General features: G+C 60.0%; 21 protein-coding genes. 10 read left to right on the top strand and 11 right to left on the bottom strand.

The window, feature by feature from the left end; all coding sequences use genetic code 11:
* Nucleotides 1-242: 242 nt before the first annotated feature.
* The gene (locus TPH_RS01925) at nt 243-2,165 is read right to left on the bottom strand and encodes a sigma-54-dependent Fis family transcriptional regulator (RefSeq protein WP_015049543.1); all 1,923 of its coding nucleotides are present in this window, start codon (nt 2,163-2,165) and stop codon (nt 243-245) included.
* 299 nt (nt 2,166-2,464) lie between these two features.
* Nucleotides 2,465-2,602, bottom strand: a complete 138-nt coding sequence (locus TPH_RS15530; protein ID WP_162137332.1) for a hypothetical protein — start codon at nt 2,600-2,602, stop codon at nt 2,465-2,467.
* A 256-nt stretch (nt 2,603-2,858) separates the two neighbouring features.
* Between TPH_RS15530 and TPH_RS15525 the strand changes: the two genes are divergently transcribed.
* Nucleotides 2,859-3,185, top strand: coding sequence for a YmaF family protein (locus tag TPH_RS15525; RefSeq protein ID WP_236608845.1), 327 nt, complete (start codon nt 2,859-2,861; stop codon nt 3,183-3,185).
* Between the two features lie 167 nt (nt 3,186-3,352).
* Here TPH_RS15525 and TPH_RS01915 read toward each other — a convergent pair whose 3' ends face one another.
* The 3 genes from TPH_RS01915 to TPH_RS01905 all read right to left on the bottom strand — a co-directional run bounded on the left by TPH_RS01915 (nt 3,353) and on the right by TPH_RS01905 (nt 5,432).
* Entirely contained in the window at nt 3,353-3,910 is a 558-nt protein-coding gene (locus TPH_RS01915; protein ID WP_015049541.1) for a FumA C-terminus/TtdB family hydratase beta subunit, read from the bottom strand.
* Complete coding sequence (locus tag TPH_RS01910; protein ID WP_015049540.1) at nt 3,903-4,763, bottom strand: fumarate hydratase; 861 nt, start codon at nt 4,761-4,763, stop codon at nt 3,903-3,905. Before TPH_RS01910 ends, TPH_RS01915 begins: the two co-directional genes overlap by 8 nt.
* Nucleotides 4,764-4,922: 159 nt before the next feature.
* Nucleotides 4,923-5,432, bottom strand: a complete 510-nt coding sequence (locus TPH_RS01905; protein ID WP_015049539.1) for a nitroreductase family protein — start codon at nt 5,430-5,432, stop codon at nt 4,923-4,925.
* A gap of 753 nt (nt 5,433-6,185) precedes the next feature.
* On the opposite strand from TPH_RS01905, the gene TPH_RS01895 reads away from it, so the two are divergent.
* Nucleotides 6,186-6,725: a DUF1648 domain-containing protein gene (locus TPH_RS01895; protein WP_015049538.1), complete on the top strand. Its 540-nt coding sequence runs from the start codon at nt 6,186-6,188 to the stop codon at nt 6,723-6,725.
* A gap of 294 nt (nt 6,726-7,019) precedes the next feature.
* Here TPH_RS01895 and TPH_RS01890 read toward each other — a convergent pair whose 3' ends face one another.
* The 4 genes from TPH_RS01890 to TPH_RS01875 are packed head-to-tail and all read right to left on the bottom strand — an operon-like array spanning nt 7,020 to nt 11,581.
* On the bottom strand, nt 7,020-9,482 hold the full coding sequence (locus TPH_RS01890) for an ATP-dependent Clp protease ATP-binding subunit (RefSeq protein ID WP_015049537.1): 2,463 nt from the start codon (nt 9,480-9,482) through the stop codon (nt 7,020-7,022).
* A gap of 26 nt (nt 9,483-9,508) precedes the next feature.
* Nucleotides 9,509-10,570: a protein arginine kinase gene (locus TPH_RS01885; RefSeq protein WP_015049536.1), complete on the bottom strand. Its 1,062-nt coding sequence runs from the start codon at nt 10,568-10,570 to the stop codon at nt 9,509-9,511.
* 24 nt (nt 10,571-10,594) lie between these two features.
* Nucleotides 10,595-11,104, bottom strand: coding sequence for a UvrB/UvrC motif-containing protein (locus tag TPH_RS01880; RefSeq protein ID WP_015049535.1), 510 nt, complete (start codon nt 11,102-11,104; stop codon nt 10,595-10,597).
* Nucleotides 11,105-11,122: 18 nt separating this feature from the next.
* Entirely contained in the window at nt 11,123-11,581 is a 459-nt protein-coding gene (locus tag TPH_RS01875) for a CtsR family transcriptional regulator (RefSeq protein ID WP_028991156.1), read from the bottom strand.
* Between the two features lie 510 nt (nt 11,582-12,091).
* On the opposite strand from TPH_RS01875, the gene TPH_RS01870 reads away from it, so the two are divergent.
* The 4 genes from TPH_RS01870 to TPH_RS01855 all read left to right on the top strand — a co-directional run bounded on the left by TPH_RS01870 (nt 12,092) and on the right by TPH_RS01855 (nt 16,360).
* Nucleotides 12,092-12,958 carry a GDSL-type esterase/lipase family protein gene (locus TPH_RS01870; protein ID WP_015049533.1) on the top strand — a complete coding sequence of 289 codons (867 nt, stop codon included), beginning with the start codon at nt 12,092-12,094 and terminating at the stop codon, nt 12,956-12,958.
* Nucleotides 12,959-12,996: 38 nt separating this feature from the next.
* Nucleotides 12,997-13,530 carry a DUF4358 domain-containing protein gene (locus TPH_RS01865; RefSeq protein ID WP_148275818.1) on the top strand — a complete coding sequence of 178 codons (534 nt, stop codon included), beginning with the start codon at nt 12,997-12,999 and terminating at the stop codon, nt 13,528-13,530.
* A 32-nt stretch (nt 13,531-13,562) separates the two neighbouring features.
* A complete protein-coding gene (locus TPH_RS01860; RefSeq protein WP_015049531.1) occupies nt 13,563-14,969 on the top strand; it encodes an MBOAT family O-acyltransferase in 1,407 nt (468 codons plus the stop codon).
* Between the two features lie 257 nt (nt 14,970-15,226).
* On the top strand, nt 15,227-16,360 hold the full coding sequence (locus tag TPH_RS01855; protein WP_015049530.1) for a DHHW family protein: 1,134 nt from the start codon (nt 15,227-15,229) through the stop codon (nt 16,358-16,360).
* Here the strand turns inward: TPH_RS01855 and TPH_RS01850 are convergent.
* Nucleotides 16,357-17,328 carry an SDR family oxidoreductase gene (locus TPH_RS01850; protein ID WP_015049529.1) on the bottom strand — a complete coding sequence of 324 codons (972 nt, stop codon included), beginning with the start codon at nt 17,326-17,328 and terminating at the stop codon, nt 16,357-16,359. The two genes, TPH_RS01855 and TPH_RS01850, sit on opposite strands and share 4 nt — an antisense overlap.
* Before the next feature lie 647 nt (nt 17,329-17,975).
* Here TPH_RS01850 and TPH_RS01845 point away from each other — a divergent pair.
* The gene (locus TPH_RS01845) at nt 17,976-19,298 is read left to right on the top strand and encodes a PocR ligand-binding domain-containing protein (RefSeq protein ID WP_015049528.1); all 1,323 of its coding nucleotides are present in this window, start codon (nt 17,976-17,978) and stop codon (nt 19,296-19,298) included.
* Between the two features lie 75 nt (nt 19,299-19,373).
* Here TPH_RS01845 and TPH_RS01840 read toward each other — a convergent pair whose 3' ends face one another.
* On the bottom strand, nt 19,374-20,192 hold the full coding sequence (locus TPH_RS01840; protein WP_236608810.1) for a corrinoid protein: 819 nt from the start codon (nt 20,190-20,192) through the stop codon (nt 19,374-19,376).
* Between the two features lie 224 nt (nt 20,193-20,416).
* On the opposite strand from TPH_RS01840, the gene TPH_RS01835 reads away from it, so the two are divergent.
* The 3 genes from TPH_RS01835 to TPH_RS01825 all read left to right on the top strand — a co-directional run bounded on the left by TPH_RS01835 (nt 20,417) and on the right by TPH_RS01825 (nt 23,494).
* Nucleotides 20,417-21,220, top strand: coding sequence for a methyltetrahydrofolate cobalamin methyltransferase (locus TPH_RS01835; RefSeq protein ID WP_015049526.1), 804 nt, complete (start codon nt 20,417-20,419; stop codon nt 21,218-21,220).
* 98 nt (nt 21,221-21,318) lie between these two features.
* Entirely contained in the window at nt 21,319-21,978 is a 660-nt protein-coding gene (locus TPH_RS01830; RefSeq protein WP_015049525.1) for a cobalamin B12-binding domain-containing protein, read from the top strand.
* An 88-nt stretch (nt 21,979-22,066) separates the two neighbouring features.
* Nucleotides 22,067-23,494 (top strand): methyltransferase MtaB domain-containing protein, encoded by a 1,428-nt coding sequence (locus tag TPH_RS01825; RefSeq protein WP_015049524.1) that lies wholly within the window; start codon nt 22,067-22,069, stop codon nt 23,492-23,494.
* Nucleotides 23,495-23,508 lie beyond the last annotated feature (14 nt).

The raw sequence follows: 23,508 nt of genomic DNA, 5'->3' as shown, positions 1-23,508 counted from the left end.
GTGTATAGCAAGGTTCGTGCCAGACACCGGCCTTTACCGGTCTTTAGATCGACGGCACTCAAACCTCAACAGGACGGCCTCTCAAGGCTGTGCAATTTATGATAAAAGCCGGCATAAAAATGACAGGTGTCTCAGAACGGACACCTGTCAACAGTGCAGAGCGTTTCAGCGCTTCTTTCATAAACTTTCTATCGCCGCTAACTGTTTCATAATGAACGAATCGAACACCCTCTCTGCGGCCTTCACATCATTCCATACTCCTTCAGCCGCCTGTACAGCGATGCCCTGGAAATGCCCAGTGTTGCAGCAACTCTGGTCTTGTTCCCCTTAAACTTACTCAGCAGTTCGCTTATCTTTATTCTCTCATAATCCTTAACCGTGAGAACCCCATCCTCACCGTCACAACCGACGATCTCCTCCGGAAGGTCGCTGACGTCTATATACTGAGACTCGCTCAGAAAGACGGCCCTTTCGATAACATTGCTCAGCTCTCGCACGTTGCCCGGCCACCGATAGCGGCGCAACGCCTCCATCGCCGCAGGCGTGACCCCCAAGACGTTTTTCCCGCTCGCTGCGGAAAACTTGGAAATAAAGTGATCGACGAGTAAGGGTATATCATCCGGCCGCTCCCTGAGCGGGGGCAAGGAAATGGTGAAGACGTTAAGCCGGAAGAAGAGATCGAGCCTAAAATGCCCAGCCAACGCATCCTCCCGCAGCCGCCTGTTGGTCGCCGCAATGACCCTTACGTTGACCGGTATGCTGCAATTCCCGCCGATCCTGGTAATCGCCTTCTCCTCCAGGGCCCTGAGCAAGTAACCCTGTATTTCCAGAGGCATCTCCCCAATTTCATCTAAAAAAAGCGTCCCGTTGTTGGCCAATTCGAACTTGCCAACATTACCGCCTTTTTTCGCTCCTGTAAAGGCTCCTTCTTCATAGCCGAACAGCTCCGTCCCCACCAGCTCCCTGGGGATTGCCGCACAATTGACAGAAACAAAAGGACCTTCACTCATCGGGCTTGAGTTGTGGATCGCCCGGGCGAACAGCTCCTTGCCGGTCCCGCTCTCGCCCAGCAGAAGAACCGCCGAGGTGCTGTTGGCTATCTTCTTCGCCAGGTCCACGGCCTTCAGCAGCTGCCTGCTTCTGCCGACGATATCTTCAAAGCCGAACCTGTTTCTCGCCTTTCTGCTCTTCCCTTTTTTCTCCGGCACCTCTCTGTCGGAAATAATTGCCCCTGCAACTTTCCCGGGCTTGCGTGAGCCATCAGGCGCGGCAATCATGCGCCGGCCGGCTTGACGTCCCCTGAAGGGGATTTTTTCTGCGCCCAGCCTGGCGACAACATCCGCCGGCAAACCAACCAGGCGTTCGGGAGGAAGACCCAGCAGTTCGGCCAGCGGTCTGGATACCCGCTCCGCTCTGCCCCACTCATCGATCTGCAGAAGCCCTCTGGCGCATAAATTATCGACTACTTCGTCGAGACTGCCTTCAAACAATTCCTGGTTTTTCTCCACTTCCTGGCGGCGCAAATGAACCGCGATGGAATCTGCAATAGAAGTCACCATCCCAAGGGTGTGAGGATGCGCGTATTCGATATTCTGGGCGGACATCGACAGCGCTCCTATGATATTCCCTCGGGCATCCCGAATGGGAGCGGCTGAATCGGTGATGTGATGAAATCTCCGGATGTAATGCTCTGCGCCAACCGTTTGTACCGACTTGTTCGACAGCAGAGAAAGATACGTTGCCGTCGTTCCTGTAGTCCGTTCGTTAATGGGAACCCCGTGAGTTATGCTGTACTCCTCCTCCAGGCGCCTGACCCTGTTTTGCTCACCGATCAGGTCGAGAATTACGCCATCTTCATCCAAAATGGCGAAAACAAAATCGGACTGCTCGGCGAGCTTGTAATATTTAGCTATGTGAGATGCGGCAAGGTTTAACAGCCATTCTTTGGTTTCTATTCTCTTCGCGAAATCGCCGACGACAGTTAGATCGAGATCGCTCATCAAAGGGTCGACCTTTAACTCAAAACACCTCTTCCAGGAGGAAAGAAGGGTTGAGGGCAGAAGGGATGATTTCTCGTTTCCGCCGTCAATAAATCTTCGCCAGACGTTGACGATATCGGACTGATCTAGTTCGTATTGCCGGTAACCGGAATCGAGAATGATCATACGAACACCTCCTCTGCAATTCTCAACCTTCGATTCCTGCCCTGAACGAGCAGGACTGCCGCCCAAAATACCCCAGCTTCAGTTGAAACCTCCTCCCCTCATGAAAATAGACCGCATACCCTGCCGGTCTGCCGCTCGACTCCCGATTCCAGGCCGGACAGGACGACGGCTCGCTTCGGGACAGCTCTGGGATGCTGCGTAACAAGTTGCGAACTGCTTCTGTCAAACGCAGCGTTTGGCCTCGCCGCAAATCCATTCCATCGCAGGTCAAGAGGTATCTGTACTCGCATCCCGACCTGTCATCCTCGCTTCGCCTGTCCTGTTACCCGGCCTTCCATAGGTCGCTCGCCGGCAGACTGTCGGGTATTTTCATGCTCTGTTGGTGCCGCCGATGGCAGCATGGTGGTATACTGCTCTTTTTCGACTTGTTTCATCATAATCCTGCCTCCCTTCAGCGCCGCTCTGCCCGGTGCGGCTGGGCGCTTCGCTGCGGGTTCCCTCTTCATCCGGTTCGATCCAATCAGCCAAGTGAAACGCCCGGCCGGACAAAAGTCCTCTGCCGGGCGTTTTTTAACAACCACCCTGCTTCTGGCATATTATACCTGTAATGGATGCTCGCGATCGGTCCTGGAAGCGATCCGTGAGCAGCCGGTGAGCACATCCACCAGGAGAAAGGAGGAGGTACCGTTGTCAGTGGAGTGCGACTCCCTTTCCTATCCCTGCTTCGACTATCATGAACACGTCCACGGCCACGGGGGAAGAACCAGCTGCATCGAGGGGCACGCCCACCTGCACCCCGGTGTTACCGGGCCGCCACAGCCGGCCGAAGGCAGCCACATCCACGACATCCGCGGGATGACCACCTTCGACGACGGCCACACCCACGCCTATTTCGCAGTGACCGGCCCCGCCGTCCCCCTGCCGGGAGGGTATCATACTCATTACATATCCTTTGAAACCAACATGGTTGACGGGCACCGCCACCGGGTAATGGGGTTCGTCGACCCTTCCACGCGCTGACCATACCCTTTACCGGATAAGGGCCACAGGGACAGCAATTGTCAAAGGGACGGTTCCCGAGCAGCCAACGACCGCTGCCGGGCCGGTCTTAAAGCCTGCAGCGGCGGGCCGAAAAGGACAAAAGGGACCGTCCCCGGCAAGTCCCCTCCGATAGGGTTAATGCAGAATCACCTCAGCCGGTAGCGGGCCGGCTCCTCTTCGTAGAGGTTCCGCCCCCTGCTGTCGACGGCCACGGTTACAGGGAGGTTCCGCACCACCATGCGGTAAACCGCTTCCGGGCCCAGGTCCGGATAGGCGACAACCCGCATCTCTTCAATGCAGCGTCCGATCAGCGCCCCCGCCCCTCCTGTGGCCGCCAGGTAAACCGCCCCGTGCTTCTGCAGGGCGGCCACCACCTGAGGGGATCTCTTCCCCTTGCCGATCACACCCTTAATTCCGTACTCCAGCAGCAGCGGGGTATACCGGTCCATCCTCCCGGCGGTAGTCGGCCCGGCGGCCCCGCAGGGGCGCCCCGGCGGCGCCGGTGTGGGGCCGACGTAGTAGAGCACCTGCCCCTTCAGGTCGAGGGGAAGGGACTCCCCGCGCTGCAGGGCGGTGGCGAAGCGGAGGTGCGCCTGGTCGCGCGCCCCGAAAATGACCCCGGTGAGCAGCAGGCGCTGCCCGGCCTCCAGCTCCCGGGCCACCTCATCCGAAAAGGGAACTTCCAGCCGCAGAAGATCAATCATCCCCCTCACCCCTCCACTCCCAGGTCCGGTGCCGGGCGGCGTGGCAGTTGATGCAGACCCCCACCGGCAGGCCGGCGATGTGGGTGGGGTACGCCTCGACGTGGACGGCCAGCGCCGTTACCCTTCCCCCCAAGCCGCCGGGGCCGTACCCCAGCTTGTTGACCTCCTCCAGCAGCTCCCGCTCCAGGGCCGCCAGCTCCGGATCGGGGTGGGATGACCCTACCTCCCGCAGCAGGGCGCGCTTGGCCAGCAGGAGCGCCCTGTCGGCGGTGCCCCCGAGCCCCACCCCCACCGTAACCGGGGGGCAGGGGTTGGGCCCGGCGCGGTCGACGGCCTCCACGACGAACCTCTTCACACCCTCCAGGCCATCGGCGGGCTTGAGCATCCCTAAGGAGGTGCAGTTTTCACTTCCGAAGCCCTTGGGCATGACGGTGACCCGCAAAACCTCGCCGGGAACCAGGTCGTAGTAGATCACCGCCGGCGTGTTGTCCCCGGTGTTCCGGCGGCGCAGGGGATCGGCCACCACGGACTTGCGCAGGTACCCCTCCCGGTAGCCCCGGGCGACGCCGCGGTTGATCGCCTCGCTGAGGGAGCCTCCGGTCAGGTGCACCTCCTGTCCGATCTCTACAAAGACCAGGGCTATCCCCGTGTCCTGACAGAGAGGAATCCGCTCCTCCCGGGCGATGGCGGCGTTCTCGCAGATCTCCTCCAGGATCCGCCGCCCCTGAGGGGATTCCTCCTTCAGCCGGGCTTCCTCCAGCGCTCGCAGCACATCGGGGGGGAGGTCGCAGTTGGCCTCACGGCACAGCCGGGCGACCTCTCCGGCAATCAGTTCAACATCGATCTCCCGCATGGACTCATCCTCTCAAGTAATTGTACAGCAGACTGTCTTTACGCCTCCCCACCATGATAAACATTTTCCCTCAGGGCCGGCAACCCCCCTTCCGGGAGCGGCAGGGGCGGTCGGAACGGCCGGGAATTCAACCTCAAAACAGGGGCTTCCCCGGCGCCGTCACCACTTCCCCCAGTGCACCCTCCCCTCGTCGTAGCGGCTCACCGGCGGCTTCTCCTCGGCCGGGTAGCCGACGGCGATGAGTGAAAAGGGGATAACGCTCTGCGGTATCCCGAACAGGCTCCGCAGGCCGGAAACCAGATTCTCCTTGGGGTACACCCCCATCCAGACCGTGCCCAGCCCCAAGGCCCGGGCGGCGAGCAGGACGTTCTGGGTGGCAGCGGCGCAGTCCTGCGGCCAGAAGTCGGCATCCTTAAAGAGAGAGCCATCCCCACAGACCAGGATGGCCAACGGTGCGGTCTTCAGCATCCTGGAGTGCGGGTGAAAATCAGGTATCCTGTCGAGGGTCTCCCGCTCCTCGATCACCACGAACTGCCAGGGCTGCTGGTTGTGGGCGGAGGGGGCGCACATGGCGGCCTCCAGCAGCTTTTTAACGAGATCCCGGGACACCGGCTTCCCGGAATAGTTCCTGATGCTCCTCCTTGAACGAATGGCTTCCAGAGCGTCCATGAAGATCATCCTCCTGTCAGATTTTCCTTTTATTATTATTATAATACCGCAGCAGATCACCATACGGCCAGCGGCGGCCGATTTCCCCGTGGTCTCATTCTTTTTTTATTTGCCTTCCCCTTCTTTTGCCTACTGAAATTCTACGCGGCCCTGATTTCCGGCACGAATCCGCCTGCCGCTGCCGGCACACCCGGGCACACCGGAAAGTATTTTCAGGACAGATCCTCACACCGTCTCCGGCGGCACCAACAGAGGAACGAAAAAAGGATTTATCCTTGCCAGCGCAGCGACCTGACGGAGGTTGTTACTCGCCCTTGACGAAGGAGCAGCAAACGGCAGCCGAATCGAGACAGGATGTCGAGATAGGCGACTCTGCGGCAGGGATGCCGTCATAGGAGCTGGTCGGCTGCTTATCTATCGACAAGTCTCAGGGCGAGTTAAACCGCAAGATCGGGAGCGAGGCGTATGTGTAAACCAGACCTCTGCCTCCGGAACCTTGACAGGATGCCGGATACCGGTAAGAATAAGAGTACCGGACCAACGAAAGGTGAAGAACCCCCCGGACGGCGCTGCCGGGCACCGGCCCCCGGCGGGTGATGCCGCACCCGGCGGTCCCGAAAAACGGCCCCGACCGGCTTAAGCCGGGCAAAGCCGCAAGCCTCAACCTGGAAACGGCCGCGCAAGATGAAACCCCGGGGGCACCATCAGGCGGAGCGGACGGCAAAAACCCAGGGCAGGAAAGGAGACCAAAAAATGGATCAGAAGGGCATCTGGCAGAAGCTGGCTGAGCACTACCCCCTCTGGTGGGAGTGGGTGGTACTCATCCTGATCGTCTTCTCCTTCTGGTACCCGGCCGCCCACTACGCCGAGCTGCCGGCGCAGATCCCGACCCACTTCGGCCCCTCCGGGGCGCCGGACGCCTGGAGCCCGAAAAGCCCGGTCAGCGTTTACCTGGCCCCGCTGATCCTGGCAGGCACCTATATCCTGATGACCGCCCTCAACGGCTGGTTTGCTTTGGCCCCCGATCCCCGCAAGCTGATCAACCTGCCCAAAAAGAGGCTGGAGAAGATGACCCCGCAACAGCTCGAAAGCATCCGCGGGGAAACCATAAAAGGGCTCTTCGTTCTTAAATTCCTGCTCGCCGCCATGAGCGCCGATTTAAGCTACGAGAGCACCAGGGTCGCCCTGGGGCTGCGGAACGGCCTCAACCCCGTCTGGCTCTGGTCCTTTTTCGGAGCCATAATGCTCTCCTCCCTCTACTTCACCGTCCGCCTCTTAAAGCTCTCCAAATAAAAAAGCGCCCCTCACCCCCGGCCGCTAAAGCGGTTCCGCATCCCGCCGCTTAAACTCGCGAACCGCGTGCCCGGGCAGCAACGGATCCCTTAAGCCCGCTGCCCTTCACCATCTGCCGGACCATCGTTCTTTATTAAGGTCGGTTCGGAAGCGGAGCAGCACACCGGGCGACAAGACGCAAAAATCGCATTAAAAATAAAGCCCACCCCGGAAAATCTTCCGGAAGCAGGCATGCCTGCCGTCAACCTGTTTCACGACACCTGACGGCCGGCGACAGCGGCCAACCGTCGGCTGTTAACCGCCGACGGCATCCCGCTCCTTCGGTTTGAAGACCAGCTTATCTTCACCGGCATCCACCAGGACAGCATCCCCGGCCTTGAACTTCCCGGCCAGCATCTCCTCCGAGAGCTCATCCTCGACCATGCGCTGGATCACCCTCCGCAGCGGGCGGGCGCCGAAGGTGGGGTCGTAACCCTTCTTGACGAGCAGCTCCTCGGCCTCCTTGGTGAACTCCAGGTGCAGTCCGTACTCGGCGATGCGCTTGCTGATGTTCTTGAGCATGAGGCCGACGATCTTCTTCATATGCTCCTCGTTCAAGGGGTGGAAGACGATGATCTCGTCAACCCTGTTCAGGAACTCGGGCCGGAAGGTGCGGCGCAGTTCATCGGTAATCCTTTCCTTCATAGCCTCGTAATCCAGCTCATCCTGCCTCTCCCCGGCCTTGAAGCCGAGCCTGTGCTCCCTCTTAATCAGGTTGGCACCCACGTTGGAGGTCATGATGATCACCGTGTTGCGGAAGTCCACGGTCCTCCCCTTGGCATCGGTCAGCCTGCCGTCCTCCATCACCTGCAGCAGGACGTGGAAGATGTCCGGGTGGGCCTTCTCGATCTCGTCGAAGAGCACCACCGAGTAGGGGCGCCTGCGCACGGCCTCGGTCAACTGTCCGGCCTCTTCGTACCCCACGTAGCCGGGAGGCGCTCCCAGCAGCCGGGAGACGGTGTGCTTCTCCATATACTCGGACATGTCAAACCGCACCATGGCCTCTTCGTCCCCGAAGAGGGCCTCCGCCAGCGCCCGGGCCAGTTCGGTCTTACCCACACCGGTCGGCCCCAGGAAGATGAAGGACCCAATGGGGCGCTTGGGGTCTTTGAGCCCGGCCCGCGACCTGCGCATCGCCCGGGCAACCGCCTTGACGGCTTCGTCCTGGCCGATCACCCTTTGATGCAGGATCTCCTCCATGCGCAGGAGGCGCTCCGACTCCTCCTCCTGCAGCTTGCTGACCGGGATTCCCGTCCAGCTGGAGATGATCGCCGCGATGTCTTCGTCGGTAACGATCGACTGATCGAGCTCCTTGCGCTGCACCCAGTTGCTCTTGATCTTCTCCAGTTCCTCCCGCACCTGCTGCTCCTGGTCGCGCAGGGAGGCGGCCTTCTCAAACTCCTGGCTGACCACAGCCGACTCCTTCTCCTTCTGCAGGCGCTCCAGCTTCTCCTCCAGCTCCTTGACCGCCGGGGGAGCGGTGTAGGCCTTGAGGCGCACCCGGGAAGCCGCCTCGTCCATGAGGTCGATGGCCTTGTCGGGCAGGAAGCGGTCGGTGATGTAGCGGTCGGACAGCCGCGCCGCCGCCTTCAGGGCGCCGTCGGTGATCTTGACCCGGTGATGCGCCTCGTAGCGGTCGCGGAGCCCCCTCAAGATCTCGATCGTCTCCTCGACGGTAGGCTCACCGACCATCACCGGTTGGAAGCGCCTTTCCAGTGCGGCATCCTTCTCGATGTTCTTGCGGTACTCGTCGAGAGTCGTCGCCCCGATGCACTGGAGCTCCCCCCTGGCCAGGGCGGGCTTGAGGATGTTGGCGGCATCGATCGCCCCCTCGGCGGCCCCGGCCCCCACCAGGGTGTGCACCTCATCGATGAAGAGGATGATGTTTCCGGCGTTCCGGATCTCATCGATCACCTTGCGCAGCCTCTCCTCAAACTCACCCCGGTACTTGGTCCCCGCCACTACCGAGGACATGTCCAGCGTGACCACCCTCTTGTCGGCGAGGATCTCCGGCACCTTGTTCTCCACGATCCGCTGGGCGAGGCCCTCGGCGATGGCCGTCTTCCCCACCCCCGGCTCACCGATGAGGCAAGGGTTGTTCTTGGTGCGGCGGGAGAGAACCTGAATCACCCGCTCGATCTCCTGCTCCCGGCCGATCACCGGGTCGAGCTTCCCCTCCCGGGCGAGCTGGGTCAGGTCGCGGCCCAGTTCGTCGAGGGTCGGGGTCTGGCTGGCACGCCGGGACGCCCCCGCCTGCGGGTGCCCCGGAGAAACGGGGCCGATACCGCCCAGCAGCATCAGCACCTGGCGCCGCACCTTGTCCAGGGAAAGCCCTTGGGCGAGCAGAATACGGGCGGCAACCCCTTCACCCTCCCGGATCAGCCCGAGCAGGATGTGCTCAGTGCCCACGTAACTGACCCCCTGGCGGCGCCCCTCCTCCTGGGCCAGCTCCAGCACCTTCTTGGCACGGGGCGTCAGCCCGACCTCACCTATCAACCGGGCTTCACCGGGGGCCACGATTTTTTCCACTTCCTTGCGAACCTTATCCAGGTCTACCCCCAGGGCCTGCAGCGCCCGGGCGGCAATACCCTCCCCCTCCCGCAAAAGCCCCAGCAGCAGGTGTTCCGTCCCCACCGCCGGGTGTCCTAAGCGCCTGGCCTCGTCCTGGGCCAGGTAAAGCACCTTCTGCGCTCTTTCCGTAAACCTTCCGTACAGCATAAGCTAAATCACCCTCCTTTCACACTTTAAGCAAGAGCACTCCTGATGATCTCCGCTCTCTTAAAATCACGCTTGAACGCATCGATCTCCTCACCGGCTAGCTTCTGGAGAAAGGCCGGTCGGATCTCCACCAGCAGCTCGTTGAGCTTCCTGATGTTGACATTGCGCAGCAGCCCCATGTCCAAACCCAGCCGCACGTTGGAAAGGTGCACCATGGCCTCCTCCGAGCTGATGATGTAGGCATTGGAAAGGATTCCGTACGACCTGAAAACCATATCCTCCAACTGGGTCAGAGCATCCTTCCTGAGCTTCTCCCTCGCCATCTCCTCCTGCTCGATGATCTGGCGGCAGACCGAGGCCAGGTTCCCGATGATCTCCTCCTCGCTCGGCCCCAGGGTGATCTGGTTGGAGACCTGGAAGAGGTTCCCCCGGGCCTCTGTCCCTTCACCGTAGAGCCCCCGCACCACGAAGCCCAGTTTGGAGAGGGCGGTAAACAGCCTGTTGGCCTGGTTGGTCATGGCAACTGCCGGCAGGTGCACCATCACCGAGGCCCTGAGCCCCGTCCCCACGTTGGTGGGACAGCAGGTGAGGTAGCCGTACCTCTCATCGAAGGCGTACTCCAGCCTGCTCTCCAGGGCGTCGTCAACGCCGCTCGCCAGTTCCCAGGCCTCCTCCAGCTGAAGGGCGGGGAAGAGCACCTGGATGCGCAGGTGATCCTCCTCGTTGACCATGATGCTCACCGCCTCGTCATCGCTCAGGGCCAGCCCCCGCTCCGGCCCCTCCTCCGCGGCGTGCTGGGGGCTGATCAGGTGCTTCTCCACCAGCACCATGCGGTCGAGGGGTGAGAGCTCGTTTAAGAAGACGAAGTCCACACCCCCCACCTGCTGCCGGAACCGGGGGTCGAGGACGGCGTCCCGCACCAGAAAGGCCACCTTCTTCCCCGCATCCCTGTTCTGGACGTGGGGGAAGGGGTAATCCACCAGGTTGCGGGCGAGCCGCACGCGGCTGCTGATGACGATGCTGGCGTAGGGGCCCTTTCCCTCCATCCACTTGGTGTAGGGATTTTTAAGGGCATTTTCTATCGACATCTTCTCCACCTCTCCTTTCAGGGATCACTCCAGGCCCTGCTCCAGGGAGCGGATGCGGTCGCGCAGCTCCGCCGCCCTCTCGTAGGCCTCCTGGCGGATCGCCTGCTGCAGCTCCTCGCGGAGCTTCTCGATCTCCCTCCGCACGCCCAGCTTGCCGCCGACCCTGCGGGGCACCTTCCCTGCATGCCGGCTCGCCCCCTGAAGGCGGCGCAAAAGCGGTTCCAGGCCGTCGCCGAAGGCCTGATAACAACGGCTGCAGCCGAACCTCCCGATCTCTCCGAACCGCGCCAAGCTCAAACCGCAGTTCGGGCAGCCGGGGCTCTGCAGCGGAGCCATCTCCAGCGGAGAACCCCCCAGCAGGCCGGCCAGGAACTTATGGATGGAAAAATTGGGCTCAAAGTTGAAGCTGAAAGCGAGCCCCTCGTGGTGCTTGGCGCACTCCTGACACAGGTGGAGCTCGGTTTTGACGTTATTGACGATCCTGGTCACGTGCACCGTCGCCGGTCTCTTCTGACACTCCTGACAGAACATCATAGAAAAATCACCCCTCTCTTAAAAAAAGCCCTCTGCGGCCAGCCGCCTCAAGACCCGGAGAAACAGCTCCCCTCCCCTTTTCCCGGAAAGCCCCTCCTCCAGCACCTCGAGGACGGCGCTCAGGATCAGGAACTCCCTCCTGGTGAAAGCCCCCTGGCGGGCCAGGGACAAGAGTGCCTGCCGTGCACCTCCGGCGGCATCATCCGCCTCCACGGCGCCGTCCGGCTCCGGCAGCTTCTCCGGCGCCGCAAACAGGCTGCGGATCTTGACGTAACCTCCGCCCCCGCGCCTGCTCTCCACCAGGTAGCCGCGGCGCACGCTGAAGCGGGTGTTGAGCACGTAAGTGATCTGGGAGGGAACGCAGTCGAAAAGCTCGGCGATCTCCTTCCTGCGCACCTCAATCCAGCCGTCGGAGCTTTTGCTCAACAGGGACTTGAGATAAGACTCAATCGCATTCACCAAGGGCTTGTTCTCCACTTCAGCAGTCACCCCTGTTCAAGCCGAACCGGAATATCCCAACCGGAACATCCAGCGACAATTGACAATTCTTTGACGTATCTTGACCTTTTGACTTTCTTTGACTTTATTATAAACCCGCTGCCTCTTGGAAGCGAAACCGATTCTGGTTTATTTTCCCCTCGTGATTCTCAAATTAATCAATATTCAGGAGGAGACGGCAGGATTAAGGAAAATTTTATGAAATATCTCCTCTTTTCTCCGTTCCGAAAGTCCTCCCATCGTCAATAAACGCCCCCGCTGCGCCGGGCGACCAGCAACCGGCGGGTAAAAGCCCCGCCGTTGATCCACTATTTATAACATTACTGTAATTTTATTATTTATTTTTTTATCTCATCAGCTTTTCTGTAACGTTGTAGTATACTTGATCGTAAAGATAAGTGAATGCCATTTCTCGTCATTATTCCACCTTTCTTGATCCCGGCAGCGGCCGCCGGGTGTCCGCAAATCACAAAGGAGCGCCGAAGAAGCATGACGGGCAAAACGAGAAAAAAATGGGCAACACTCAACCCCCGGGGGCTCCTCCTTACCCTGCTGATCCCGGCCGTCATTGCCGCGGCGGCTGCGGCAGCCGGCAGATACCCTTGGAAACCGGACGGCCCCCTACCCCCAAGCACCCCCGCCTACGCCGGTTCCGAAAACAGCGCTCAAAAGGAGGAACCGGCGGTGATCTCCGGGCAAGGAGAAGAGCCCCCTCCGGCAGGAGCGAAAAAGGCCGTGGGGGACGGAGAGCAGGGGAAGGTTGCAGAGGCACCACCTTCCCCCAACGGGAAGGAGACGGCGCCCCCCACCGGCAGCGGGAGAGTCGACTACCGGACAGTTTTTGAAAGGGATCTGTTCATGGGTGATTCCATTACGGAGGGGCTCTCCTTTTACGAGTACCTGGACGAAGCCAACGTCATCGCCGAACTCGGGCTCACCCTGGCGAAGGCCGGAAAACAGCTAGACAGGGTGGCCGGAGCAAACCCGGAAAGGGTCTTCCTGCTGTTCGGCACCAACGACATCTCGCCCACGGTCACCGATGAAGAGTTCCTGGAGGATTACGAAGAACTGCTCCGGGCACTGCAAACGAGGGTGCCGCAGGCCAGGATCTACGTCCAGTCCCTGCTCCCGGTTTCCCCACAGGCGCAGGTGGAGAGGCCTTACCTGAACGGCTCCCGCATCGAGAGGCTGAACGCCTCCCTGAAGAAGCTGGCCGCCTCGAGGGGAGTGGGTTACCTCGATCTGACCCCGCTCATCAGGGAGGCCGGTCGGGATCTCCACGAACCCGACGGCATTCACTTGAAAAGGGATTTTTACCCATTATGGTTGAACCGCTTGATCGAACAAGCCGAATGAGCATTCTTGCCGTTCGTTGAAAGAAAGATGTTGAGCAATTGCGTAAAAGACGTTTCGAAAAGGGGTTGACGGCCTTGCAGATGCACTTGCGGAGAACACTTCTTCTTGCCGCCGCAGCAGCGGCGATCGTGGCGCTCACCCTGGGAGGGACGGCGGGTTGTTCTTCTCAAAAGGAAGCCGCAGCGGACCCCACGGTTGAAGAGATCGTCGCCCGAATCGCAGCGGCCGTTGATCTCTCCCGGATGCAAGAGGGGGACGCAGGCACCCTGAAGAAGCTCTACGGCATCGATGCCGCCGACCTGGAAGGCTTTGCCCTGTACACCGCGCCGACGAACATCAGCGCCGACGAGATCCTGGTCGTCAAACTCAAAGACCCGGACGCCGCCGGCGCCGTCCAGGAGAAAATGGAAAAAAGGGTCGCCGACAGGGCGGCGCGCTTTAAAGACTACCTGCCGCAGGAATATTACAAAATCGAGCACCACGTCCTCGAGACAAGGGGCAGCTGCCTGCTGCTGGCGATCGCGGAGGACGCCGATAAAATCGCAGCCGCCTTTGACGAGTCCTTCCGGTAAAGGAACGTCCGGCTTTTCCAGGGGTATAAGGCATGGTTTTCAGCAGTCTGGTCTTCATCTTCTCCTTCTTGCCGTTAACGCTGCTCGCTTACTACCTGGCTCCGGGATTTCTCCGCAACCCTGTCTTGCTTCTGGCAAGCCTCCTCTTTTACTCCTGGGGAGAGCCGAAGTACGTCCTGATCATGGCCTTCACAACTGCGGCCAACTATGCCTTGAGCATCCTCATCGACAGATACAGGGGGCGGCGGGTGCTCCGCCGGGCTCTTTTCCTGGCGGCCCTGGCCGCCGATCTGGGAATACTCTGCTTCTTTAAGTATTCCGGCTTCTTGGCGGACAACCTGAAGGCGCTCTGCGGCCTGGAGCTGGCGCTGCCGGATCTCCCGCTCCCCTTGGGGATCTCTTTCTACACCTTCCAGACCATGTCCTACGTGATCGACGTCTACCTGGGAAAGGTGCGGGTGCAAAGGAACATCATCTCTTTCGGCACCTACATAACCATGTTCCCCCAGCTGGTGGCCGGCCCCATAGTCAAGTACGGTGAAATCGCCGGGCAGCTGGCGGGCAGAAAAGAATCCCTGCAGATGTTCGGAGAAGGAGCCGGGATTTTCCTCATCGGACTGGCGAAGAAGGTGCTCCTGGCCAACAACATCGGAATGCTCTGGGATACCGTCAAGGCCGCTCCCCCGGGAGAGCTTTCCGTGCTCTCGTCCTGGCTCGGCATAACCGCCTTCGCCTTTCAGATCTACTTCGACTTCAGCGGCTACTCGGATATGGCCGTCGGGCTGGGAAAGATGTTCGGCTTTAACCTCCCCATAAACTTCAACTACCCCTACATATCCAGGTCGGTCACCGAGTTCTGGCGCCGCTGGCACATCTCCCTGGGCTCCTGGTTCCGGGAATACGTCTACATCCCCCTCGGCGGCAACAGGAAAGGGATGCTGAAACAGTACAGAAACATCCTCATCGTCTGGTTTCTGACGGGGCTCTGGCACGGTGCCAGCTGGAATTTCGTGCTCTGGGGGTTGTACTACGGGGCCTTTCTGGCCGTCGAAAAGACCTTTCTGCTGCGGCGGCTCGAAGGCCTGCCGCGCGCCGTAGGGCACATCTACACGCTGTTCGTCGTCATCGTGGGCTGGGTGCTCTTCGAGTTCGAGACCATCCCCCGGGCGGCCGGTTTTCTGGCGGCCATGTTGGGGCCGGGGGCGGCCTACCTTTGGGATCGGAACGCCCTCTACTACCTGTACACCAACGGCATCCTGCTGCTCGTGCTGGCCATCTGCGCCACACCGCTGCCCGGGAGGGCGGCGTTAAAAATCCGGAGGAGGCTGGGGGCGGCCGGCGCGGCAGCCGCCCCCGCGGCCTACCTGATCCTGGCCTTTCTCTGCACCGCCTACCTGGTCAACGAAAGCTATAACCCCTTCCTCTATTTCCGGTTTTAGAGGCATCCGGGCCGGTGTTGGCGGCCGGCCGGTGGCCGCCCGGGACTTTCAGGAAGGGGGACGGCAGGTTTAGTGCGGCTGCTTAAGCATTGGCGGCGGGGAAATTATTTTCCAGGCAAACGGCAATCTCCCCTGCGGCGAAGACGTAAACACCGGTGAAGTCGGGATTGGACTCATGCTGCGGAACCGGGCTCCTTTCAAGGCTTCCGGCACCGGAAGTCCCTTCTTAACGGCAATTCACAAGGGAGGAATTCTCCGTGAAACAGAGAGAGATTTACCACGGCACCGCCCTGATGCTCCTCTTGTACATCGGCGGTCTCGCCCTTCTCAACCTGCTGACCCCCGACCGGGTGTTTTCGGCATCGGAGAACCGGATGCTGGAACAGGCGCCGCGCTTTTCCCCGGCCAAACTGCTGGAGGGGCGGTTCACCAGGGACTACGAGAAATACGTCGCCGATCAATTCCCCCTGCGGGACGTGTGGATAGGGGTGAAAACCGATCTGGAAAGGATGGCGGGAAAGAGGGACAGCAACGGCGTCTACCTGGGGAAGGACGGCTACCTGCTGCAGGGCTTCAAGGCGCCGCAGCCTGAGATCCTGCAGAAGAGGGTGGCCGCCCTCAACTCCTTTGCCGCCTCCCTGCCGGAGGTCCCCGTCTACCTCATGCTGGTCCCCAACTCCGTGGAGATCCTGAAGGAAAAGCTCCCCCCCTATGCCCCTACGGACGGTCAGCTCGGCTGCCTGCAGCAGATCAGGGACTCCCTTGACCGGAGAATCGGGTACGTCGACGTCTACGACACCCTCTACTCTCACAGGAAGGAGGAAATCTACTATAAGACCGACCACCACTGGACGACGAGGGGGGCTTACTATGCCTACAGAAAACTCGGGGAGGTGATGGGCTTCACCCCCTACGACCGGAGCCGTTTCCGGGTGGAAAAGGTCACCGACAGCTTCTACGGCTCCCTCTCCTCCAAAAGCGGCTTCCGCCACCTGCGGCCGGACAGCATCGAGCTCTACCTGCCGCGGGTGCCGGAAAGATACAGGGTGCACTACTGCGAGGGCAATCGGGTTGCCGCTACCCTTTACTTCCGGGAAAACCTCGGCAAAAAGGACAAATACGCGGTCTTCCTCAACGGAAACCACCCGCTCATCAAAATAACCACAGCTGCGGAAAACGACAAACGCCTGCTTCTGGTCAAAGACTCCTACGCAAACTGCCTGATACCGTTCCTGACCGGCCACTTTCGGGAGATCTACGTGGTCGATTTAAGGTATTACGACGAGGACGTCCGCACATTGATCCGATCCGGCGGCATCCAGGACGTGCTCTTCCTCTACAACGTCCACACCTTCTGCGAAGAGCCGTCCCCCCTGGATGCCCTGCTTTAAACCGGCCGACGGCTCCCCTGCAAATGCTCCACAGTAAGGCGCAGGCCGTCCCGGAGCTCAACCTCCGGCTCCCAGCCCAGCTCCGCCCTGGCCCGGGCGGGATCCAGCCAGATGCGGCGCAGCTCACCGGGGCGCTCGGGGCCGTACCCGGGCTCCCCCGCAAAGCCGGTGAGCTCTTTGAGCAGGGCGAACAGCCGGTTGACCGAGGTGCCCACCCCGGTGCCGATGTTGAAGGCAAAGTCGTTGATGGCGCAGCCGCCGCTGCCGCATTTGGCCCGCCCCCCAGACAGATACCGCAGGGCCAGCAGGTTCGCCCGCACCACGTCCCCCACGTAGACGTAGTCCCGCAGCTGCTCCCCGTCCCCGTAGATCACCGGGGATGCCCCTTCCAGCATCTTCAGGCCGAAGATGGCCACGACACCGGCCTCGCCGTGGGGGTCCTGCCGCGGGCCGTAGACGTTCCCGTAGCGCAGGGCAACGTAGGGGAGGCCGTGCACTTCGGCGTAGTAAGCCAGGTAAAACTCGGAGGTGAGCTTGCTCACGCCGTAAGGGGAGAGCGGCCCCTTGGGGTGCTTCTCCGACACCGGAAACTTCTGGGGCTCCCCGTAAACCACACCCCCCGAAGAAGCGAAGACCACCCCCCTGACACCATACCTGCGGCAGAGCTCCAGGACGTTCAGCAGCCCCAGGATGTTCGTCCGGGCGTCGGCGGCCGGGTCAGCCACCGAGCGCCGCACGTCGATCTGGGCGGCGTGGTGATTCACGTAGTCGAACCTTCCCTCCCGGAAAACCCTCTCCAGCTCCGGGTCGCAGACGTCCATTCGGAAGAAGGCCGCCTTCGGGTTTACGTTCTCCCTCTTCCCCGTGCTCAGGTCGTCCACGACGGCCACCTCGTGCCCTGCCTCCAGCAGGCCGTCAACAACGTGAGAGCCGATAAAACCGGCTCCGCCTGTAACCAGAATGCGCATTTCCGAAGTACCTCCTTACGTCGTCAGGGTGCCCTTAGGGGCACTATTAAGCCTTTTTAAAACTTTAACCGAAGCTCAGCCGCACCTGCCCTAATCCTTACAAAACAAAGAAAAGCGCTTCAGCTTTCCCAAAAACCGTCCAGGAACCGGCAAGCCGCCGCTTGCGCCGCATCAAACTCAGCTTCACCCCTCTTCCTTCCCCTGCGGCGGCAGCACTTCCAACGCCCCGGATAAGCCCGTGCGCAGGCGCCCTGCCCGACGGTTCCCACTGCCCGCAACAAGATAAACTTCTACGGCCGAAGCCGCTTTCCCTATCGGCTCCCCGATAAATTTTTGCAATCCGGCCTGTTTTTTCCGGCCACTCCTCCCCCATTCTCAGGCAGAAGCGATGCAGGAGATAAAAAATCTACACAGAAAAATATAAAAATGTACACAATGTCGAAATTTTGTTCAATTACTGATAATTTGTCCTCGCCTAAACTGAAAGACAGGAGAGTCTTCATGCCACCGAGGAGAAGCGATTGCCAAAGATGTTTCGAAGGAGTTGATCGGGGGAATAAACGCTGCAGACTCTGCTTAAAAAACGGAAAAATAAGCCTGACCGGTTCGCCGCAACCGCTGCCGGTCACTGGGGGGGCGATTTTAAAGTGCAGGCACTGAGTCTGACCAAAGGGAGGGGGGATCTCCAGCTCAAAAAGAAGCTGGAAAAGGAGCTTTTTCAAAGGCTGCTGAACTCCTTTTCTTACGCCACCAAGATGTTTTCCGCCATCACAGACCTGGAAGGAAACTGCATCCTCTCCTCTGAGCACGGTGACTGCGAGTTCTGCCGCCTGGTCAAATCCAGCCCCTCCGGTGTGGCGCGCTGCCGGAGATCCTACGCTCAGGCCGGGGAGCAGGCCCTCAAATGGAAGGAGCCCTACATCTACAAGTGCCACGCCGGCCTCATCTCCTGGGCGTACCCCTTTTACTACAAGGGGAACCACATCGGGAACTTCATCTGCGGCCAGGTGTTGATGTGGCAGCCTACCGAACTCTGTGCCGACAGGATCCGGAACCTGGCCTGCGAGATAGGACAGGACCCCGAAGCTCTGCTGCATGCCTTCAACGCCGTGAGGCCGGTCTCCCCGCTGGAAATCCAGGCGGCAGCCGATCTGGTCTTCATCCTCACCGGCTACGTAGCCCAGAGCGGAACGGAGATCTTCGACTTTCAGCAGAAGCTGCGGAAGGTCAGCTCCTGGATTTGGGGAGAAAATAAGAAGCAGAAGGATGCCGGAGCGGGCAGCGTCAAGGGCAGAGCGGCACAGGACATGGTCAACCTGGGAAGCCGGCTCTTTGCCGAGATCAGAAGAGCGGACATCGAAGCGGCGAAGAAGCTACTGGAACAGCTCATTCTGCAGATCTTCGTCCAGAGCAAGGGGCAGCTGGAAGTGATCAAGGGGCGCAGTCTGGAGTTCCTAAGCATGCTCACCCGCATGTCGACGGAAAACGGCGTCAAATTCGGGGAAGCGATCCGCCTAAGCGACCTCAAGCTGAAGGAGATAGACGACGCCGACACCGTGGAAAAGGCCGTCCTCTGGCTCCTCTCGGTGGGAAATGCCTTCATCGCCCTGATGGCGAAAAAGAACTCCGGCGAGAGGGATGACCTCATCAAGAGGGTCGTCGACTACATCGACAAAAACTACAGCTCGCCGAACCTTTCCGTCAGAGAAATCGCCAAAGCAGCATACATCAGTCCGGCGTATCTGGGGCAGCTGTTCAAAAAAAGGATGGGCTGCTCCCTCACCGAACACATCAACAGGGTGCGGGTTGAGCAGGCGAAACACCTGCTCCGGCAACAGGACCTCACCATCGAGTCGATCGCCGTGCAGACCGGATTCAAAGATCGCAGCTACTTCTGCAGAATCTTCAAAAAAATCACCGGCATGAGCCCCAACGAGTACAGAAAAAGGAACTTCTCTCCCCTGAGATAAACAGACGGGCCCGGGCTTTTCCACCGGGCCCGTCAACTTTTTGCGGCTTTTCTAAGCACCCCCAAAGCCTTCTTTTCACCCCTCACCACCCGACACCAGGGAGCGGGCGATGCTGATGGCCTCCCGGGCCGAACTCCCGTAGGCGTCCGCCCCGATCGACTCCGCAAACTCCCTCGTCACAGGCCCTCCCCCCACCATCACTTTGACCCTCCGGCGCAGATGGCTCTTCTCCAGAGCTTCGATCACCCCGGCCATCTCCCCCATCGTGGTCGTCAGCAGCGCCGACAGCCCCAGGATCTCCGGGCGGTGCCATTCCACCGCCCTTACGAACTCCGCCCGGGAAACGTTGACACCCAAGTCGACGACCTCAAAGCCGGCGTACTCCAGGGAGAGGGCAACCAGGTTCTTGCCGATGTCGTGGATATCCCCCGCAACTGTGCCGATGACGATCTTCTTCCGCTTCTGAGGGTTCCTTTTGGTGTAGGGCTTTAAGGCGAGCAGACCGGCCTCGATGGCGTGGGAGGCGTTTATAACGTCGGGGATGTAGAAATCCGCTCCCTGGAACCTGTCCAGGGTCTGGATGGTCGCCGGTATCAGGGCTTCCTCCAGAATCTCTTCGGCGCTCATGCCCATCTGCAGCCCGGAGTTAATCGAGCTGATCACGCCGTTTGCCTCTCCCTCCAGGATGGCAGAAATAATTTGGTGGAATACCCGCGTGCGGCTGCTCAAGGTATCACCGGCCTTCCTCTCGATTTCCCCGCCAATCGTCCCGCAGACCGTGAAGTGCAAAAGGAGACGGCAATCCGACGCGGCCGTGCCCTTCTCCTCGACGGCATCTCTTGCCGGAAGTCCTGAAGTGACCTTCATGCCGACTAAACGATATAAATTATACACAACAAGTCCACATAATTTGGTCACAAATTAATGCCTTTTTAAAATGATCTTATTGCTGCGGCCGCGTAAAATTCGAGGTAGGGCAGGCACAGTGGAGATGCATCTTCAAAGGCCTTCAAAAGTATAAGCGCCCGATCGGACACGAATTATACTTCGAGTTTACCACAATTCCCTTCGCAAGAAAAGACGGATTTGATCCAAACGGTTTTGGGAGGTAACCTGGTATGCTTATTGTAGGAGAGTTGATCAACACCAGCCGCAAACCGATTAAGGAGGCCATCGAAAGGGGCGATGCCGCTTACATCCGCGACATCGCCGTCAGGCAGGCGGAGGCGGGAGCAGACTACATCGACGTCAACTGCGGAACCCTGATCCACAACGAGCCGGAGACCATGGCCTGGCTGGCCAACATCGTGAGGGAGGCCGTGAACGTCCCCTTATGCATCGACAGCCCCAATCCCGAGGCGCTGGAGGCGGGGCTGAAGCTGGCGACGAAGGGGCGTCCGATGCTGAACTCCATCACGGCGGAGCCGGACAGGTTCGAGGCGGTCCTGCCTATCGTCAAAAACTTCAAGGCCAAGGTGGTCGCCCTCTGCATGGACGAAGAGGGCATACCCTCGACGGCCGAGAAGAGGATCGAGATCGTCAGGAAGCTGGTGGAAGACCTGACCGCCGCCGGGATCGAAAGGGAAGACATCTACATCGACCCCTTGGTGAAGCCGATCAGCACCAGCGACCAGGCAGGGGCCGAACTGATCGCAGCCGTCGGCTTCATCAGGGAGAACTTCCCCGGCGTCCACATCATCTGCGGGCTCAGCAACGTCAGCTTCGGGCTGCCGAACAGGCGCGTCCTCAATCAGGCCTTCATGGTGCAGCTGATGACCGTCGGAATGGATTCCTACATCTTGGACCCCCTGGACAGGGAGATGATGGGCTTCTTCTACGCATCCAAGGCGCTGCTGGGGAAGGACCCCTTCTGCACAGACTACTTAAAAGCCCACCGTCGCGGCCTGTACAGGCGTGATTGATACCGAGGCATTCCTGCCCCCAAGTCTGCGGATGGGGGCAGCGGGCCCGGGGACAACGGGCCGACCAAATAATCAAAATAAAAGGAGGAGTTGTTGGTATGGCCGGTTTTGAAGATCTTTCTCAGGCAGTATTGGAAGGTGACGAGGCTCGGGTAGTGGAGGTCACGAAGAGCCTGCTCGACAGCGGAGTGGATCCCTTAGACGTGATCAACAAAGGGCTCATCACCGGGATGGACCGCGTCGGGGTGCTCTTCAAAAACAACGAGATGTTCGTACCGGAGGTCCTGATGTCGGCCAAGGCGATGAACGCCGGAGTGGAAGTGGTCAAAGAGAAGCAGCAGGCCTTCGACATGCCCTCGCTGGGGAAAGTCGTGATCGGAACCGTCAGGGGCGACCTGCACGACATCGGCAAAAACCTGGTAGCCATGATGATGGAGAGCAGCGGCTTCACGGTCTACAATCTGGGCGTGGACATCGAGCCGGCGAAGTTCGTGGAGGCCGTGAAGGAATACCGGCCCGACATCGTGGCCATGTCCGCCCTCCTGACCACCACCATGATGAACATGAAAGAAACGATCGACGCCCTGAAAGAAGCGGGACTTAAGGATAAGGTCAAGGTGATCATCGGAGGCGCCCCCATCACCCAGGAGTTTGCGGACGAGATCGGAGCAGATGGATACGCCCCCGATGCCGCCTCGGCCACCGAACTCTGCAAACAGCTCGTGGAAGGCAGGGAGAAGGTCGGAGTGCCGGCGTAGCAAGGCCGGGCGGCAGCCCGGCAGGAACAGGCTCCCAACAGGGTGATGAATTTTATTGAATATTTAAGCACGGGAGGAAAAATCTGCGATGGAATACAAGCCTGTGAAAACCTTTGACGAGCTGGCTGTGAAGTCCCTTGACGACTTCGTCTACGGGATAGCTCCCCATCCCGTAACGGCAAAGAACGGCATGGTGATCGGCGGGGGTACGGTCTATCCGGAGATCAACCTGACCCTCCCCCCCATGAATATAAACGAAAGCACCATGCCCGAGGTCAGAAGGCAGTATGCGGAGATGATCGAGGGGATTCTCAAGAGGGCGAAGAGCCTCTACGCTCCCGGGATCATCGTGGAAGTGGAGCTCTTACCCGAAACCACCATGACCCCGCAGTGGGGGATCGAGATCAACAAGATCCTGCGGGACAAGATGTACGAATATGAGAACAAGTACGGGTTGAAGAGCCTCCTCAGGTGCACCCCTAACGACACCAGAGAGATCGTCAGGCCGCCGCTGATGAGAAGGGGTGAGCTGCTGGAGAACATGTTCACCACCTTCGAGAAGTGCGCCGAAGACGGTGCCGACATCCTCTCCATCGAGTCCACCGGGGGCAAAGAGGTTCACGACGAAGGGCTCGTCACCTGCGACATCAGAAAGGTCGTCTTCGCCCTGGGCGTGCTGGGCGTCAGGGACATGCGGTTCCTCTGGTCGCGAATAGTGGAGATCGCCGGGCGGACCGGCTCCATAGCCGGCGGCGACACGGCGTGCGGCTTCGCCAACACCGCCCTGGCCCTGGCGGAGCAGGAGATGATCCCCAGGGTGTTCGCTGCGGTAGACCGGGTGGCCACCATACCCAGGAGCCTGGTGGCGTTCGAAATGGGTGCCACCGGCCCCGACAAGGACTGCGGCTATGAAGGGCCGTACATGAAGGCCATTGCAGGAGTGCCCATTTCCATGGAAGGAAAAACCGCGGCCTGCGCCCACCTGAGCGCCGTCGGCAACATTGCCGCCTGCGTCTGCGACATGTGGAGCAACGAATCCGTCCAGAACGTCAAGCTCTTAAGCGCTCCGGCCCCCGTGGTATCCACGGAGCAGCTCATTTACGACTGCCGGTTGATGAACGAAGCGGCAGCGGACGGACGGGAATTCGCCCTGAAGATGCGGGACTGGCTGGCCGACTCCGACTCCAGCCTGGATCCCCAGGCCTACGTTCTGAGGCCGGACGTAGTACTGGAGATCAGCGGAGAGCTGGTCAAGGAAAAAGACCCCTTCCTGGCGACCAAGAAGGCGGCCGCCCTGGCGGTGGAGGTCATCAAGAGAGGGGTAGAGAAAGGCGAACTCAATCTCTCGGCCAGAGAAAAGAAGTGGCTGGACATCATCAGCTCCCAGCTCGAAACCATCCCCGACGACGAGGAGAAGTTCTGGTTCGAACTGCAGAAAGAGCTGGATCTCAACAAGTGGAGGCCGGAGGAATACGATTTAGAGGTGGCCGCGGCCAAAGCGGCATCCGCGAAATAGCGCCGGGAGCCCCT

Source organism: Thermacetogenium phaeum DSM 12270, from assembly GCF_000305935.1.
In the GTDB taxonomy this organism is placed as follows: domain Bacteria; phylum Bacillota; class DSM-12270; order Thermacetogeniales; family Thermacetogeniaceae; genus Thermacetogenium; species Thermacetogenium phaeum.
This window is presented reverse-complemented; position numbering and strand designations above follow the sequence as displayed.

Coding starts and splice junctions, on each gene's coding strand:
- TPH_RS01925 (WP_015049543.1), bottom strand. CDS start 2,165: ATGATCATTCTCGATTCCGGTTACCGGCAATACGAACTAGATCAGTCC.
- TPH_RS15530 (WP_162137332.1), bottom strand. CDS start 2,602: ATGATGAAACAAGTCGAAAAAGAGCAGTATACCACCATGCTGCCATCG.
- TPH_RS01915 (WP_015049541.1), bottom strand. CDS start 3,910: ATGATTGATCTTCTGCGGCTGGAAGTTCCCTTTTCGGATGAGGTGGCC.
- TPH_RS01910 (WP_015049540.1), bottom strand. CDS start 4,763: ATGCGGGAGATCGATGTTGAACTGATTGCCGGAGAGGTCGCCCGGCTG.
- TPH_RS01905 (WP_015049539.1), bottom strand. CDS start 5,432: ATGGACGCTCTGGAAGCCATTCGTTCAAGGAGGAGCATCAGGAACTAT.
- TPH_RS01895 (WP_015049538.1), top strand. CDS start 6,186: ATGGATCAGAAGGGCATCTGGCAGAAGCTGGCTGAGCACTACCCCCTC.
- TPH_RS01890 (WP_015049537.1), bottom strand. CDS start 9,482: ATGCTGTACGGAAGGTTTACGGAAAGAGCGCAGAAGGTGCTTTACCTG.
- TPH_RS01885 (WP_015049536.1), bottom strand. CDS start 10,570: ATGTCGATAGAAAATGCCCTTAAAAATCCCTACACCAAGTGGATGGAG.
- TPH_RS01880 (WP_015049535.1), bottom strand. CDS start 11,104: ATGATGTTCTGTCAGGAGTGTCAGAAGAGACCGGCGACGGTGCACGTG.
- TPH_RS01870 (WP_015049533.1), top strand. CDS start 12,092: ATGACGGGCAAAACGAGAAAAAAATGGGCAACACTCAACCCCCGGGGG.
- TPH_RS01860 (WP_015049531.1), top strand. CDS start 13,563: ATGGTTTTCAGCAGTCTGGTCTTCATCTTCTCCTTCTTGCCGTTAACG.
- TPH_RS01850 (WP_015049529.1), bottom strand. CDS start 17,328: ATGCGCATTCTGGTTACAGGCGGAGCCGGTTTTATCGGCTCTCACGTT.
- TPH_RS01835 (WP_015049526.1), top strand. CDS start 20,417: ATGCTTATTGTAGGAGAGTTGATCAACACCAGCCGCAAACCGATTAAG.
- TPH_RS01830 (WP_015049525.1), top strand. CDS start 21,319: ATGGCCGGTTTTGAAGATCTTTCTCAGGCAGTATTGGAAGGTGACGAG.
- TPH_RS01825 (WP_015049524.1), top strand. CDS start 22,067: ATGGAATACAAGCCTGTGAAAACCTTTGACGAGCTGGCTGTGAAGTCC.